The organism is Blastococcus sp. TML/C7B (assembly GCF_016612845.1).
Lineage (GTDB): Bacteria > Actinomycetota > Actinomycetes > Mycobacteriales > Geodermatophilaceae > Blastococcus.
This window is the reverse complement of sequence record NZ_JAEOAA010000001.1, coordinates 154,223-168,067: the sequence shown is the minus strand read 5'-3', so window position 1 is coordinate 168,067 and position 13,845 is coordinate 154,223. Positions and strand designations below refer to the sequence as shown.

General features: G+C 76.9%; 15 protein-coding genes and 1 pseudogene. 10 read left to right on the top strand and 6 right to left on the bottom strand.

The window, feature by feature from the left end:
- Positions 1 to 36: 36 nt before the first annotated feature.
- Both pxpA and JKP76_RS19885 read left to right on the top strand, forming a co-directional pair.
- Positions 37 to 510 (top strand): annotated as a pseudogene (gene pxpA / locus JKP76_RS19890) (5-oxoprolinase subunit PxpA); the annotation flags it as partial.
- Between the two features lie 61 nt (positions 511 to 571).
- Positions 572 to 802 carry a LamB/YcsF family protein gene (locus JKP76_RS19885; protein WP_309232942.1) on the top strand — a complete coding sequence of 77 codons (231 nt, stop codon included), beginning with the start codon at positions 572 to 574 and terminating at the stop codon, positions 800 to 802.
- Between the two features lie 4 nt (positions 803 to 806).
- Here the strand turns inward: JKP76_RS19885 and JKP76_RS00815 are convergent, their stop codons facing one another.
- On the bottom strand, positions 807 to 1,898 hold the full coding sequence (locus JKP76_RS00815) for a hypothetical protein (protein WP_200489170.1): 1,092 nt from the start codon (positions 1,896 to 1,898) through the stop codon (positions 807 to 809).
- Positions 1,899 to 1,972: 74 nt separating this feature from the next.
- On the opposite strand from JKP76_RS00815, the gene JKP76_RS00810 reads away from it, so the two are divergent.
- Together JKP76_RS00810 and JKP76_RS00805 are read left to right on the top strand one after the other, a co-directional pair.
- Positions 1,973 to 2,602 (top strand): allophanate hydrolase subunit 1, encoded by a 630-nt coding sequence (locus JKP76_RS00810; protein WP_309232786.1) that lies wholly within the window; start codon positions 1,973 to 1,975, stop codon positions 2,600 to 2,602.
- 10 nt (positions 2,603 to 2,612) lie between these two features.
- Positions 2,613 to 3,449, top strand: a complete 837-nt coding sequence (locus JKP76_RS00805) for a biotin-dependent carboxyltransferase family protein (protein ID WP_309229482.1) — start codon at positions 2,613 to 2,615, stop codon at positions 3,447 to 3,449.
- An 83-nt stretch (positions 3,450 to 3,532) separates the two neighbouring features.
- Here JKP76_RS00805 and JKP76_RS00800 read toward each other — a convergent pair whose 3' ends face one another.
- From JKP76_RS00800 to glgA, 4 genes are all read right to left on the bottom strand, one after another.
- A complete protein-coding gene (locus JKP76_RS00800; RefSeq protein WP_309229483.1) occupies positions 3,533 to 4,306 on the bottom strand; it encodes an ABC transporter ATP-binding protein in 774 nt (257 codons plus the stop codon).
- Between the two features lie 11 nt (positions 4,307 to 4,317).
- Positions 4,318 to 5,415, bottom strand: coding sequence for an iron ABC transporter permease (locus tag JKP76_RS00795; RefSeq protein ID WP_309229484.1), 1,098 nt, complete (start codon positions 5,413 to 5,415; stop codon positions 4,318 to 4,320).
- Between the two features lie 10 nt (positions 5,416 to 5,425).
- Entirely contained in the window at positions 5,426 to 6,331 is a 906-nt protein-coding gene (locus JKP76_RS00790; RefSeq protein WP_309229485.1) for an ABC transporter substrate-binding protein, read from the bottom strand.
- 294 nt (positions 6,332 to 6,625) lie between these two features.
- On the bottom strand, positions 6,626 to 7,813 hold the full coding sequence (gene glgA / locus JKP76_RS00785; RefSeq protein ID WP_200489167.1) for a glycogen synthase: 1,188 nt from the start codon (positions 7,811 to 7,813) through the stop codon (positions 6,626 to 6,628).
- A 118-nt stretch (positions 7,814 to 7,931) separates the two neighbouring features.
- Between glgA and glgC the strand changes: the two genes are divergently transcribed.
- Positions 7,932 to 9,152 (top strand): glucose-1-phosphate adenylyltransferase, encoded by a 1,221-nt coding sequence (gene glgC / locus JKP76_RS00780; protein WP_200489166.1) that lies wholly within the window; start codon positions 7,932 to 7,934, stop codon positions 9,150 to 9,152.
- A 24-nt stretch (positions 9,153 to 9,176) separates the two neighbouring features.
- Positions 9,177 to 9,677, top strand: coding sequence for a 2'-5' RNA ligase family protein (locus JKP76_RS00775; protein WP_200489165.1), 501 nt, complete (start codon positions 9,177 to 9,179; stop codon positions 9,675 to 9,677).
- 86 nt (positions 9,678 to 9,763) lie between these two features.
- Here the strand turns inward: JKP76_RS00775 and JKP76_RS00770 are convergent, their stop codons facing one another.
- A complete protein-coding gene (locus tag JKP76_RS00770) occupies positions 9,764 to 10,420 on the bottom strand; it encodes an O-methyltransferase (RefSeq protein WP_200491201.1) in 657 nt (218 codons plus the stop codon).
- 219 nt (positions 10,421 to 10,639) lie between these two features.
- Between JKP76_RS00770 and sigE the strand changes: the two genes are divergently transcribed.
- The 4 genes from sigE to JKP76_RS00750 all read left to right on the top strand — a co-directional run bounded on the left by sigE (position 10,640) and on the right by JKP76_RS00750 (position 13,777).
- Positions 10,640 to 11,224, top strand: a complete 585-nt coding sequence (sigE, locus tag JKP76_RS00765; protein WP_200489164.1) for an RNA polymerase sigma factor SigE — start codon at positions 10,640 to 10,642, stop codon at positions 11,222 to 11,224.
- Positions 11,221 to 11,790, top strand: a complete 570-nt coding sequence (locus tag JKP76_RS22840) for an anti-sigma factor (RefSeq protein WP_200489163.1) — start codon at positions 11,221 to 11,223, stop codon at positions 11,788 to 11,790. The genes sigE and JKP76_RS22840 overlap by 4 nt, the downstream gene beginning before the upstream one ends.
- A 119-nt stretch (positions 11,791 to 11,909) precedes the next feature.
- Positions 11,910 to 13,364 (top strand): trypsin-like peptidase domain-containing protein, encoded by a 1,455-nt coding sequence (locus JKP76_RS00755; protein WP_309229487.1) that lies wholly within the window; start codon positions 11,910 to 11,912, stop codon positions 13,362 to 13,364.
- 53 nt (positions 13,365 to 13,417) lie between these two features.
- Positions 13,418 to 13,777: a twin-arginine translocase TatA/TatE family subunit gene (locus tag JKP76_RS00750; protein ID WP_200489162.1), complete on the top strand. Its 360-nt coding sequence runs from the start codon at positions 13,418 to 13,420 to the stop codon at positions 13,775 to 13,777.
- The last annotated feature ends 68 nt before the right edge of the window (positions 13,778 to 13,845 follow it).

The following is a 13,845-nucleotide window of genomic DNA, read 5'->3' as shown; positions in this document are numbered from 1 at the left end:
GGACAGCGCTCACCGGCGCAGTGCGAGACTGCGCCGGTGAGCAGTTCCGTCGACCTCAACGCCGACCTCGGCGAGGGCTTCGGCGTCTGGCGGCTGGGCGACGACGAGGCGCTGCTGGGCGTCGTCACCAGCGCCAACGTCGCCTGCGGCTTCCACGCCGGCGACCCGGGCACGATGCGCCGCGTCTGCGCCGGCGCCGCGCGGGCCGGCGTCGCCGTGGGGGCGCAGGTCTCCTACCGCGACCTCGCCGGCTTCGGCCGGCGGTTCATCGACGTCGAGCCCGGCGAGCTCGCCGACGACGTGCTCTACCAGCTGGCCGCCCTGGACGGGATCGCCCGGGCCGAGGGCACGCGGGTCCGCTACGTCAAGCCGCACGGCGCCCTCTACAACGCGACGGTCACGCACCAGGCGCAGGCGCGGGCCGTCGTCGACGCGGTCGTCGCCCACGACCGGGCCCTGCCGGTGCTGGGTCTGCCCGGTTCGGCGCTGCTCCGGGTGGCGGAGGCGGCCGGCCTTCGCGCGGTGCGCGAGGGCTTCGCCGACCGCGGCTACACCCCCGACGGCGGGCTGGGTGCCCCGCCGCGAACCGGGTGCCCTGGTGCACGACCCCGCGGAGGTCGCGGCCCGTGCGGTCCGCATGGCGGTGGAGGGCACCGTCGTCGCCGTCGACGGCAGCACCGTGCCCGCGGCGGTCGGGTCGATCTGCCTGCACGGGGACACCCCGGGTGCGGTCGAGCTGGCCCGAGCGGTGCGCGCGGCGCTGACCGACGCCGGCGTGACACCGGCCCCGTTCACCGGCTGAGCGCTCAGGTCGCGGTCGCCGGCTCGACCGGTTCGGGGTCGTTCCCGCCGGGGCGGTAGGTGTAGGCCGCCTCGCGCACCGCCTCGTCGGTCTCCAGCCCGGCACCCAGCGCGCCGCCCACCGTGGCCAGCGAGCTGATCAGCCAGGCGAGCTCGAGGCGGTCGCCGAACCCGGCGGGGTGCCCGAGCGCCTCGGCGAACAGCGGGTCGACGACGAGCAGCAGCGCGCCGAGCAGCGCGAGCACGAAGAGCGCGGCGTACAGCGAGAGGACGCCGATGACGACGGTCGCCGCCGTCGCCAGGTTGAACAGGACGACCTGCTTGCGGCCCCGGCGGGAGCGGGCGCGCTCCCACAGCTGCGCCCCGACCACCAGCGTGACCGCCGTGGCCGCGACCGAGCCGACGGCGACGACGGAGAGCCGCACCGAGCCGAAAACGTCGGCCAGCCGCCAGATATCGGGGGTGATGAGCGCGAACACCCCGGCCGCGATCGCGGCGGTCAGCGCCCGGGAGAGCCGGACGGCCAGCCGCCACGGCCGGTTCGCCCGCACCATCCCGACCAGCATCGACAGGTTCCCCGTGAGCACCCGGGCGGTGAAGCGCACGCCCTCGGTGGACTCCGCCGGGTCGACGGCGAGCTGCCGCAGCCGGCGGCCGATCAGCGCGCGGTCCTCGGCGTCGTCCGGCTCGCCGTCCCCGGCCAGGGCCTGCACCAGGCCGACCGCGGTCTGCAGCGCCCGGCGCCGCCAGTTCACCGCGCCCAGCGCCGGCAGCGAGAGCACCGCGACCCCGTGCACCGGGCTGGCGTGCCCGACGACCGGCCGGCGGGCGCGCTCCAGCGGCACGTCGGTCAGGCAGACGGCGAGGTCCCAGTCCTCGCGCAGCAGCCGGGCGCGGGTGGCGGCGACCAGCTCGGCGTCGTCGGCGGGTGGTGTGACCAGGCCGTCGGCCACCGAGCGGACCCGCCAGGCGACCTCGGGGTGCTGGGCGGACAGCTCGGCGGCGAGGTCGTCGCACAGGCCGGCCGCCAGGTCGGCGGCGGCGCCGGGGGCGGCGACCAGGCCGACGACGACGACCGGCGGAGCTGCCTGCGCCACGGCGGGTTCCTCCTGCTGCTGGGGGAGCCCGGCCGCGGGCGGGCGGTGGGCGGGGGATCGGCCATCATGATCCGGTGGAGCGGACCGGGGCCGGCGTGCGGGTGCTGCCGTACGGGGACCGGGCGCTGCTGGTCGAGGTCGACGAGCCGGGCGGGGTGCCGGCCGTGCACTGGGCGCTGACCGCCGCGCCGCTGCCCGGGCAGCGCGAGCTGGTGCCCGCCGCGCGCACCGTGCTGGTCGTCCTGGACCGCCCGCCCACCGAGCTCGACGTCGCCGCCCTGCGCCGGCTGCCGCTCGGGGAGGCCGCGCCGGGGCAGGCGGGCGCGCCGGTGGTGCTGCCGGTCGTCTTCGACGGGCCCGACCTGGCCGAGGTCGCGGAGCGGGCCGGCCGCTCGGTGCCCGACGTCGTCGCGGCGCTCACCGCCGTCGAGCTGACCGTCGCCTTCAGCGGCTTCGCGCCCGGCTTCGGATACCTCACCGGGCTGCCCGCCGATCTGCACGTGCCGCGCCGGGCGACCCCGCGGACGCGGGTGCCGGCCGGGTCGGTCGCGCTGGCGGGGCCCTACGCCGGCGTCTACCCGCGGGCCTCGCCCGGCGGGTGGCAGCTGGTCGGGCGGACCGACGCCGTCCTGTTCGACGTCGACCGGGAGCCGCCGGCGCTGCTGGCCCCGGGCGCCCGGGTGCGGTTCCAGGACGTGGGCTGAGGTGCTGACGGTGCTCGCCCCCGGGCCGCTCGCGACGGTGCAGGACCTCGGCCGGCCGGGGCGCGCCGCGATCGGGGTGACCCGGTCGGGCGCGGCCGACGCCGCCTCCGCCGCGCTGGCCAACCGGCTGGTCGGCAACCGGCCCGAGGCGGCGCTGCTGGAGGTGACCGCCGGCGGGCTGCGGCTGCGGGCCGGGCGCACCGTGCTGGTGGCGGTGACCGGGGCGCCGCTGCCCGTGGCGGTCGACGGCCGGCCCGCGCCGTTCGCCGCGCCGATGACGCTCCCGCCGGGAGCGGTGCTGTCGCTCGGGACGCCGTGGGCGGGGTTGCGCAGCTACCTCGCGGTGCGCGGCGGCATCGACGTCCCCCCGGTGCTGGGGTCGCGCAGCACCGACACGCTCTCCGGCCTCGGCCCGCCGCCGCTCACCGCGGGCACGCTGCTGCCGGTCGGCGACCTCGCCGCCGACGAGCCGGTCGTGGACGTCGCCCCGGTCGGGCCGCCACCGGACCGGCCGGTGCTCCGGGTCCTGCCCGGCCCGCGACGCGACTGGCTGGACGACGCCGCCTGGGCCGCGCTCACCACGCAGGAGTGGGCGGTCGCGGCGGACAGCGACCGCGTGGGCCTGCGCCTGACCGGGCCCCGGCTGGCGCGGGCTCGCGAGGGCGAGCTGCCCAGCGAGGGGCTGGTGGCCGGCGCGGTGCAGGTGCCGCCGGACGGCGCTCCGGTGCTCTTCCTCGCCGACCACCCCGTGACCGGCGGCTACCCGGTGCTCGCCGTCGTCGTCACCGCGGACCTGCCGCTGGCCGCGCAGCTGCGCCCGGGTGACGGGGTGCGGTTCCGGGCCTGACGAGGGGTGCAGCCGGTCGGGCGACGGTCCGGCCGCGGTAGGGCGCGGCTGGACGTCTCCCGGCGCGGCTGGACCGGGCGGGGTCAGCGCACGGGGAGGACGGCGAGACCGTCCGGGCCCGTGACGACCTGGGCGCGCGCGCCGTAGTGCCGCGCCAGCGCGTCGGGCGTGAGCACCTCGGCGGGGGTGCCGTCGGCGACCACCCGGCCGCCGGCCAGCAGGGTGAGCCGGTCGGTGTACTGGCCGGCCAGGGTGAGGTCGTGCAGCGTGCTGACGACGGTCAACCCGTCCTCCCGGCGCAGCCGGTCGAGGAGGTCGAGCACCTGCTGCGCGTGGCCGAGGTCCAGGGCGGCGGTCGGCTCGTCGAGGAGGAGCACCCGCGGGCGCTGGGCCAGCGCCCGCGCCAGGACGGCGCGCTGCTGCTCGCCACCGGAGAGCGTGACCACCAGCCGGTCGGCCAGCGGTTCCAGGCCCAGCCGGGCCATGACGTCGGCGACGACGTCCCGGTCGACGCGCCGCGGCGCGGCCAGCAGCGGGCGGTGCGGGGTGCGGCCCAGCGCCACGTAGTCCGCGGTGCTGATGCCTTCGGGCAGCACCGGCAGCTGCGGGGCGTAGGCCAGCAGGCGGGCGCGCTCGCGCCGCGGCAGCCCCGTGGTCGGGACGCCGTCGATGCGCACCTGGCCCTCGTGGGGCTGGAGGCCGAGCACCGAGCGCAGCAGCGTCGACTTGCCCGAGCCGTTGGGCCCGATGACCGCCAGCCACCCCCCGGGCTCGACGGTGAAGCGCACCGAGTCCAGCACGCGGGTGCGGCCGTAGGCGGCGCCCAGCCCGACCACCTCGACCCGTGCGCCGTGCACGCGCTGCCCGCTCACCGTCGCCGCGCCCCCGCCCAGAGCAGGGCCGCGAAGAACGGCGCGCCGACGAAGGCGGTCACCACGCCGATGGGCAGCTCCGCCGGCGCCAGCACCACCCGGGCGACCAGGTCGGCGAGCACCAGGAAGGCGCCGCCGACCAGCAGCGACAGGGGCAGCACGCGGGTGTAGGAACCGCCGGCCAGCCGCCGCACGATGTGCGGCACGACCAGGCCCACGAAGCCGATCAGGCCGCTGACCGCCACGGCCGAGGCGGTGGCCAGCGACGCGGCGAGGATGACCAGCAGCCGCAGCCGGCCCGGGTGCACGCCCAGCGAGGCGGCCTCGTCGTCGCCGACGGCCAGCACGTCGAGGGCCCGGCCGCAGAAGAGCAGGACCGCGCAGGAGACGCCGAGGTAGGGCAGGACCAGCGCGATGTCCGACCACCGGGAGCTGCCCAGCTGGCCGATCATCCAGCCGTAGATCTCGCGCAGGTCGTCGGTGTTCTGCTGCTGCACCAGGGTCTGCGCGGCGGAGAGGAAGGCGGCCACCGCGATGCCGGCGAGGAGCAGCGTCGGGCTGTGCGAGCCGCCGGCGACGGTGCCCAGGGCCAGGGCGCAGCCGACCCCCAGCAGCGCGCCGGCGAAGGCGGCCAGCGGGACGAGCCCGACCGGGCCGAGCGACTGCACCGGCGCGTAGGCGATGGTCAGGGTCGCGCCGAGCCCCGCACCGGCGGCCGCGCCGAGCAGGTAGGGGTCGGCCAGCGGGTTGCGGAACACCCCCTGGTAGCCGGCACCGGCGATGGCCAGGGCAGCCCCGACGAGGACGGCGAGCACCACGCGGGGCAGCCGCAGCTGCAGCAGCACGGCCGCCTGGGTGCCCTCGAGCCCGCCGGGCAGGTCGACGCCGAGCGGGCCCAGCGCCCGGTCGAGCAGCGTGACGACGACGCCGCCGGGGGCCAGGGGCACCGCGCCCACCCAGATGCCGGCCAGGACGGCGACGAGCAGCACCGGCACCGCCACGCCGTAGACCAGGGCGGCCGGCCGGCGGGGACGCGCCGCACCCGGCCCGGCCGTCGGGCGGCCGGACCGGGTGCGGGAGGCGGTGCTGCTCACGGTGCGGCGCTCAGCCCTGCAGGACCCCGGCCACGCTCTCGGCGAAGTCCGCGACGCGCGGGCCCCAGCGGGAGACGACGTCGTCGTCGGCCTCGACGATGCGACCGTCGACGACGGCGGGCACGGTGCCGAAGGCGGGCCGCGCGGCGACGGTCTGCGCGCTCTCGCCGCAGCACTTGGTGTCGGCCAGCACGATGATGTCCGGCGCCTGCTCGACGACGTACTCGGCCGACAGCTGCGGGTAGCCGCCGCTGGGGTCGGGGGCGCCGTCGGCGATGTTCTCCAGGCCGAACAGCGTGTAGATGCTGCCGATGAAGGTGGAGCTGTCCGCGGAGTACAGGCCCGGGTCCAGCTCGTGGTAGACCCGCTGGCCCGAGACGTCGGCGGTGACCGAGGCGACCGCGGCGTCGATGCGGTCCTGCACGTCGGCCACGGCCTCGGCCGCCTGCTCGGCGTGGCCGGTGGCCTCGCCGAGCAGCTCCATCTGCGCGTAGGTGTCGTCCAGGTCCTCGGCCGCGCCGAGCAGCAGCACCGGGACGTCGAGGCCCTCGAGCGCGTCGACGATGCCGCCGATGTCGTCGCTGAGCACGACCAGGTCCGGCGAGTACCCGACGATCGCCTCGGCGTTGGGGGTGAACGACGACAGGTCGGTCGTCGGCACGCCCTCGGGGAAGTTGGAGTTGCTGTCGACGGCCTCGACCTGGTCCCCGGCACCGACGGCGAAGAGCATCTCGGTGGCCGAGGGCGACATCGAGACGATGGCCTCGGGCTGCTCCTCGAGGGTCACCTCGCCGTTGTCGGCGGTGAGGGTCACCGGGAAGTCGGCGGCCTCAGACGAGGAGGCGGCGGCGTCACCGGCGTCGTCGGACGCGTCGTCGCCGCAGGCGGTCAGGGTCAGCAGCAGCGCGACGGGCACCGCCGCGAGGCGCAGGCGCGCTGCGGACCGCGCAGCCCGGGGAAGGGAACCGGACAAGGGGAGGGCCTCCAGGAGAGGCGGCGGAGGTCGCCTCCGAGCTGACCCGACGCCCGGTGCGCGACCCCTGCCGCGAGGGTCGGATGCACGGCGCAGAGCAGGCGATCTGGCTCGGGCTCCGCCGCGTCGGGCAGGGGGCCGCTCACAGTTGCGGGACAGCGCCGGGTTCGCACCGGACTTCGCTGCTGCTGCGTCACCGGCGCACGGGCCGGCGGGGGAAAGGTACCAGCGGCGCGGCTAGGGCCGCGCCGCCAGGACGGCGGCGTAGACCTCGACGGTCTGCCGGGCGATCGCCGGCCAGCCGAACTCGGCGAGCACCCGCTCGCGGCCCGCCGCGCCCATGCGCGCCGCCCGGTCGGGGTCGCGCAGCAGCTCGGTCATCCGGGCCGCCAGCTTGCTCGCGAACGCCTCGGGGTCCGCCGGGTCGTAGGGGACCAGCAGCCCGGTGCGGCCGTCGTCGACGACCTCGGGGATGCCGCCCACGGCGCTGGCGACGACGGCGGTGCCGCAGGCCGCGGCCTCCAGGTTGACGATGCCCAGCGGCTCGTAGACCGACGGGACGACGAACACCGTCGCGCCCGAGACCAGCGGGACCAGCTGCTCGCGCGGCAGCATCTGCTCGATCCACACCACGCCCTCGCGGCGGGCCTGCAGCCCGGCGACGGCGTCGGCCACCTGCTCGCGCTCGGCCGGTGTGTCCGCGGCGCCGGCGCACAGCACCAGGCCCACGTCGGGCGGCAGCTGCTCGGCCGCGGCCAGCAGGTGCACCAGCCCCTTCTGGCGGGTGATCCGGCCGACGAACAGCGCGTAGGGCCGGTCGGGGTCGACGCCGAGCGCGCGCACCGTGTCCGGCGCGTCGACGGGGCGGTAGGCCTCGGCGTCCACCCCGTTGCCGACGACGTGCACGCGGGCGGGGTCGAGGTCGGGGTAGACGTCGAGGACGTCGGTGCGCATCCCGGCGCTGACCGCGATGACGGCGTCGGCGGCCAGGTAGGCCGTGCGCTCGGCCCAGGAGGAGAGCCGGTAGCCGCCGGCCAGCTGGTCGGCCTTCCACGGCCGGCGGGGCTCCAGCGAGTGGGCGGTGACCACGTGCGGGGCGCCGTGCACCAGGGCCGCGAGCAGCCCGGCGGTGTTGGCGTACCAGGTGTGGCTGTGCACGAGGTCGGCCCCGCCCAGCGCGGCGGCGATCTCGACGTCGACGCCGAGGGCCTGCAGCGCGCCGTTGGCCCCGGCCAGCCCCGCGGGGACGGCGTGGGCCGTGGCGTCGTCGCGCGGCTCGCCGAAGCAGTGCACGTCGACGTCGACGGTGCTGCCGTCCGCCCCCGCCGGGAGGGCGCGCAGCGCGGCGACCAGGTGCTCGACGTGCACCCCGGCCCCGCCGTAGACGTCCGGTGGCCACTCGCGGGTCACGATGCCGATGCGCACGCCGTCACCGTAAGGGCAGCAGGCCCCGCGCTCCCGGCGGCGGGCGATCCGGCCCCCGGAGGGGTGAGCCGGGGCCGGTGGAGGAGTGGCGGCGGCGGATGCCGGATACGTTGCGGGCATGCGTGGCGGTCCTCGGGTTCTCGGCATCGTCCTGGCGGGCGGTGAGGGGAAGCGGTTGTCGCCGCTCACCCGGGACCGCGCGAAGCCGGCGGTGCCCTTCGGCGGCAACTACCGCCTCATCGACTTCGTGCTCTCCAACCTGGTCAACGGCGACATCCGGCAGATCGCCGTCCTGACCCAGTACAAGAGCCACAGCCTGGACCGGCACATCACCACCACCTGGCGGATGTCGCAGCTGCTGGGCGGCTTCGTGGCCCCGATGCCGGCGCAGCAGCGGCTCGGGCCGCGCTGGTACACCGGCAGCGCGGACGCGATCTACCAGAGCCTCAACCTGATCTACGACGAGCGCCCCGACATCGTCGTCGTCTTCGGCGCCGACCACGTCTACCGCATGGACCCGCGGCAGATGATCGACCAGCACCTGCAGACCGGCGCCGGCGTCACGATCGCGGGGCTGCGCGTGCCGCGCCGCGAGGCCACCGAGTTCGGCGTCATCGACGCGGACGCCGACGGCAAGGTGCGCGGGTTCCTGGAGAAGCCGGCGGACCCGCCGGGGCTGCCGGACTCGCCCGAGGAGAGCTTCGCCTCCATGGGCAACTACGTCTTCACCACCGACGCCCTGCTCGAGGCGCTGCGCACCGACGCCGCCGACGAGAGCTCCGTGCACGACATGGGCGGCTCGATCATGCCGATGCTCGCCGAGCGCGGGGAGGCGTGGGTCTACGACTTCTCGACCAACGTCGTCCCCGGTGCCACCGAGCGCGACCACGGCTACTGGCGCGACGTCGGGACGATCGACTCCTACTACGACGCGCACATGGACCTGGTCTCGGTGACCCCGGTCTTCAACCTCTACAACGACCGCTGGCCGATCTACACCCTGCCGCCGCAGCTGCCGCCGGCCAAGTTCGTGCTGGGCGGCCGGGCCGAGGAGTCGATGGTCAGCGCCGGGGCGATCATCGGCGGCGGCGCGGTGCACGGGTCGGTGATCTCGCCGGGGGTCCGCGTGGAGCGGGGCGCGCGGGTCGAGGGCAGCGTCGTCATGGACGGCGTCGTCATCGGCGAGGGCGCGGTCGTGCGCCGCGCGATCCTCGACAAGAACGTGATCGTGCCGCCGGGTGCGCGGATCGGCGTCGACCTCGACGTGGACCGGGAGCGCTACGACGTCAGCGCCGGCGGCGTGACGGTGCTGGGCAAGGGCGCCCGCGCCCTGCTGTGACCGGGCTGCTGTGACGGAGCTGCTGTGAGGGAGCCGCTGGTCGTCACGCTGCTGCTGGAGGACGCCGCGCAGCAGCGTTTCGACCGGCTGCGGGCGCAGCACTTCCCGCCCGAGCGCAACCACCTCGCGGCGCACGTGACGCTGTTCCACGCGCTGCCGGGCGAGCAGCTCGACGCGGTGCGGCAGGACCTCGCGGCGGCCGCCGATCGCCCGCCGTTCGACGTCGCGGTGACCGGGGTGCGCTTCCTCGGCCGGGGCGTCGCCTACGCGCTGACCGCGCCGGAGCTGACCGCGCTGCGGGCCGGCCTGGCGGCGGCGTGGCGGCCCTGGCTGACGCCGCAGGACCGGCAGGAGCACGCCGCGCACGTCACCGTGCAGAACAAGGTCGCCCCCGAGGTGGCCCGGGCGCTGCACCAGCGGCTGCTCGTGGAGTTCGCGCCGCACGACGTCGGCGCCCGCGGCCTGGGGCTGTGGCGTTACCTCGGCGGACCGTGGGAGCCGGTCGCCGAGTTCGGGTTCGGCTGAGCCGCCGAGTGCTGGGTTGCGGTCGCCGACACGGGACGGCGCGCCGGCGTGGGCGGCATCAACTCCGCACTCGGCGGGGGTGCGCCCTAGCTGCGCCGGGTCGCGACCAGCAGGCCCTCGCCGATGGGGAGGACGGCCGACAGGAGCCGCTCGTCCTCCTTCACGGCGCGGGCGATCTCCCGCCAGGCGACGGTCTGCGGATCGCGGGCGGCGCGGTCGGCGATCCGCCCGCCGGCGAGCAGGCCGTGGCAGGTGAGCGTGCCCCCGACCCGCACCAGGTCGAGCAGGCCGGGCAGCTGGGCGGCGTACTCCCGCGGCGGGCCCGCGCAGACGACCAGGTCGTAGGCGCCGGGGGAGAGCCGGGGCAGCACCTCGGCGGGGGTGCCGAAGATCAGCCGGGTCCGGCCCGCCGGCACGCCGGCGCCGGCGAACGCGGCGCGGGCGGCGCGCAGCTGCTCGGGGTCGCCGTCCAGGGCGGTGAGGACGCCGTCGGGCCGCATGCCGCGCAGCAGCCACAGGCCGGCCAGCCCGCCGCCGCTGCCGATCGACACCACCGACCGGGCCTCGGCGCCGGAGGCGAGCAGCGCCAGGGTCGCGCCGACGGCGGGCTGCACCGGGGGCGGGCCGGTCAGGCGGGCGGCGCGGTCGCGCGCGTCGGTCATCTCGGCCGTCTCGGTGGCGAAGCGGTCGGCCCAGGCGGCGCCCTCCGAGCCGCTCCCCGGCGGCGGTGGGTGGGCGCTCATCACCGGCCGAGGGTAGTTGCCGGTGACGGCGCGTCGCGCGACCGCCGCCGGGACGCGGGGGAGGGCGGGGGCTGTGAGTTCGCTGGGAACAACGGGGCGGGGGAACACCGCCTGCGGGCCGCCCCGTTGGACCGGACGTGGCCCTGACGCGAACCCGTGCCCGCACGACCCTCCGACGCCGATCCGGTGACCCCGGCCGCCGTCGGGGATACTGGCGCCGTGACCGAGCCGACCCGCCCCGAGGCCGAGGTCTGGGTCGCGCCCACCTGGGAGCAGGTCGTGCGCGAGCACTCGGCCCGCGTGTACCGGCTGGCCTACCGCCTCTCGGGCAACCCGCAGGACGCCGAGGACCTCACCCAGGAGACGTTCGTCCGGGTCTTCCGCTCCCTGGCCGACTTCTCGCCCGGCACCTTCGAGGGCTGGCTGCACCGCATCACCACCAACCTCTTCCTCGACATGGTCCGGCGCCGGCAGCGGATTCGCTTCGACGCGCTGCCCGAGGACACCGAGCGGCTGCCCGGCCGGGCGCCCAGCCCCGAGCAGGTCTACGCCGACACCCACCTCGACCCGCAGATCCAGGCCGCGCTCGACGCGCTGTCGCCCGAGTTCCGCGTCGCCGTCGTCCTCTGCGACATCGAGGGGCTGACCTACGAGGAGATCGCGGCGACCCTGGGCATCAAGCTCGGCACCGTGCGCAGCCGCATCCACCGCGGCCGCGTGCAGCTGCGGCAGGCCCTGGCCCACCTGGCGCCCGGCCGCGTGATCAGCGACGACGACGTCGTCCTCGGGGGAGGTGCCCGATGAGCCTGCCGGAGAGCCACCTGGCGCAGGAGGCGATCGCCGCCCTCGTGGACGGCGAGCTGACCGCCGGCCCGGCCGCCCGCGCCGCCCGGCACCTCGCCGGGTGCCTGCAGTGCCGGATGGCCGTCCAGGCGCAGCGCGAGGCCAAGGACGCCCTGCACGGTTCGCAGGAGGTCGCCGTCCCCGGTGACCTGGTGTCGCGGCTGTGCGCCATCCCGTTCACCGCCGACGTCCCCGGCTCCGGGCCCGGCCCGATGTCCCTCGGCGGCGATGCCGGCCGGTTCACCGTGCGCGACGGCGGCGCCTTCGAGGTCGACCTCGCCCCCGAGGAGCGCCCGCACCGCCCCGACCACGCCCGCTGGCTGCGCCGCGGGCTGGTCGGCACGCTCGCCGGCCTCGGGGCAGGCGTCACCGCGCTGGCCCTCAACCTGCCGCCCGACGTCCCGGTGGCCCCGGGTGGCAGCGCCGACTCCGCCGTCCGCGAGCACACCGACGTCGTCCCGCCGGTGGTGCGGACGTTGAACACCGGGGCGACGCTCCCGTTCGTCGAGCCGGGCGGCACCCCCTGACCGGTTCCGACGACTCCGGCACCCCGCCGGACGCCGCCCCGGAGGAGGCCGCCTTCGCGCGGCCGCCCGGCACCGACGGCTCCTTCGGCGCCGCACCCGACCGGCTCGCGCCGCGCCGGGTGACCGCGCCCGAGCCCGGTCCCGACCAGCAGGCGGCGTTCGGCCGGCCCGGCAGCGTGGCCGGCAGCTTCGCCGGGGACCGCCCGCAGCCGCCGGCCCGTCCCGTCCCTCCGCCGCCCCCCGAGGCGCTGATCCGCGCGTTCGGGCCGCCCGCGCCGGGCCGCCGCGGCCTGCAGGACCCCCCGGCGGGCCGCCCCGGCCGCCGGCGCACCGCGGCCGGGCCGTGGTGGAAGTCCGACGCCCGCAGCGACCCCTGGCGCGATCCGTACGCGCCCGCCGGCCTCGGCGCGCCCGCGGTCTTCCCGGCGGAGCCCGAGGAGCAGCCCGGCCCGATCGTCGTCGACGCGAAGGGCCGGAAGAAGGTCCGGCTGCGGGACGTCTCCGTGCGGCTGTCCGCGCTGGTCCTGCTCGCCGTCCTGCTGGTGGGCGCCGTGGGCGGCGGGGTCGGCTGGTTCCTCACCCGCGCCACCCCCGAGTCGCCCCTGCTCTCGCCGGGCACGACGCTGGCCCAGGTCGATCCGGGCAGTCCTGGCGAGCCCGGGTCGGTCTCCGCGATCGCCGCCGCGGTGACCCCCGCGGTGGTGTCCATCGAGGTGCGCGTCGGCGAGTCCGGCGCGACCGGTTCCGGCGTCGTCATCGACGGCGACGAGGGCTACATCGTCACCAACAACCACGTCGTCTCCGGTGCCCAGGACGTCGACGGCGCCGAGATCCGCGCGGTCTTCTCCGACGGCAGCGGCTCGGCGGCGCGGATCGTCGGCCGCGACCCGGCCAGCGATCTCGCCGTCATCAAGGTCGAGAAGCCCGGCCTGGTCGAGATCGCGCTGGGGACCTCGGAGAGCGTCGTCGTCGGCGAGCCCGTGGTCGCCATCGGCTCGCCGCTCGGGCTGGCCGGCACGGTCACCAGCGGCATCGTCAGCGCGCTGGAGCGCCCGGTCCGGCTGGCCGGCGAGGGCAGCGACACCAACGCCGTCATCAGCGCGGTGCAGACCGACGCCCCGATCAACCCGGGCAACTCCGGCGGCGCGCTGGTCGACGAGACCGGCGCGCTGGTGGGCATCAACACCGCGATCGCCTCGCTCGGGGGCAACGGCACCACCGGCGGCTCGATCGGGCTGGGCTTCGCCATCCCGGTCGACACCGTGAAGGACATCGCCGAGCAGCTCATCTCCACCGGTAGCGCGGTGCACTCCTCGCTGGGCGTGAACGCCCGCTCGGTCACCGACGGCGCCCGCGACGGCGCCCTGGTGCTCAACGTCGAGCCGGGCAGCGCCGCGGCGGACGCGGGCCTGCGCGAGCGGGACGTGATCATCGCGATCGCCGGGAACCCGGTGGGCAGCTCGGAGGAGCTCGTCGTCGCCGTCGACCGGTACGCCCCCGGCGAGGAGGTCACCGTCGAGGTCGTGCGCGACGGGAGCTCGCAGGAGCTGCGGGCCACGCTGGACGCGGCCTGACGCCGCCTACTCTGGAGTCGGCCCGTCCGGGCCGGTGAGGAACGGGAGCGGCGGTGTTCGACTCGATCGGCTGGGGCGAGCTCATCGTCCTGGCGCTCGCCGCGCTGTTCATCTTCGGTCCCGAGCGGCTGCCGCACCTGGCCAAGGACGCCGCGGCCGGGATCAAGAAGCTGCGGACGGCGATCAGCGGCGTGCGCGCCCAGGTGAACGAGACCCTCGGCGACGACCTGCCCGAGCTGCGCGACCTGGACCTGCGCAAGTACCACCCGCGGACGTTCATCCGCAGCCAGCTGTTCGAGGACGACGAGGCGGTCGGCCGGGGGGCCACGGCGACCGCGGCCGCCGCCGCGCCGGCCGCCGCCCGGCCGCGGGACCGGAACGTGCCGCCCCCGTTCGACCCCGACGCGACCTAGCCCGGCCGCCCGGTGATCAGTTCACACCCAGGGTTGCTCGCCGACCGGCGTCGACAACCCTGAGTGCG

Excerpts from the sequence above, each read along its gene's own strand:
- glgC (WP_200489166.1), top strand. The coding sequence starts at position 7,932 with ATGCGTGGCGGTCCTCGGGTTCTCGGCATCGTCCTGGCGGGCGGTGAG.
- JKP76_RS00770 (WP_200491201.1), bottom strand. The coding sequence starts at position 10,420 with ATGAGCGCCCACCCACCGCCGCCGGGGAGCGGCTCGGAGGGCGCCGCC.
- JKP76_RS22840 (WP_200489163.1), top strand. The coding sequence starts at position 11,221 with ATGAGCCTGCCGGAGAGCCACCTGGCGCAGGAGGCGATCGCCGCCCTC.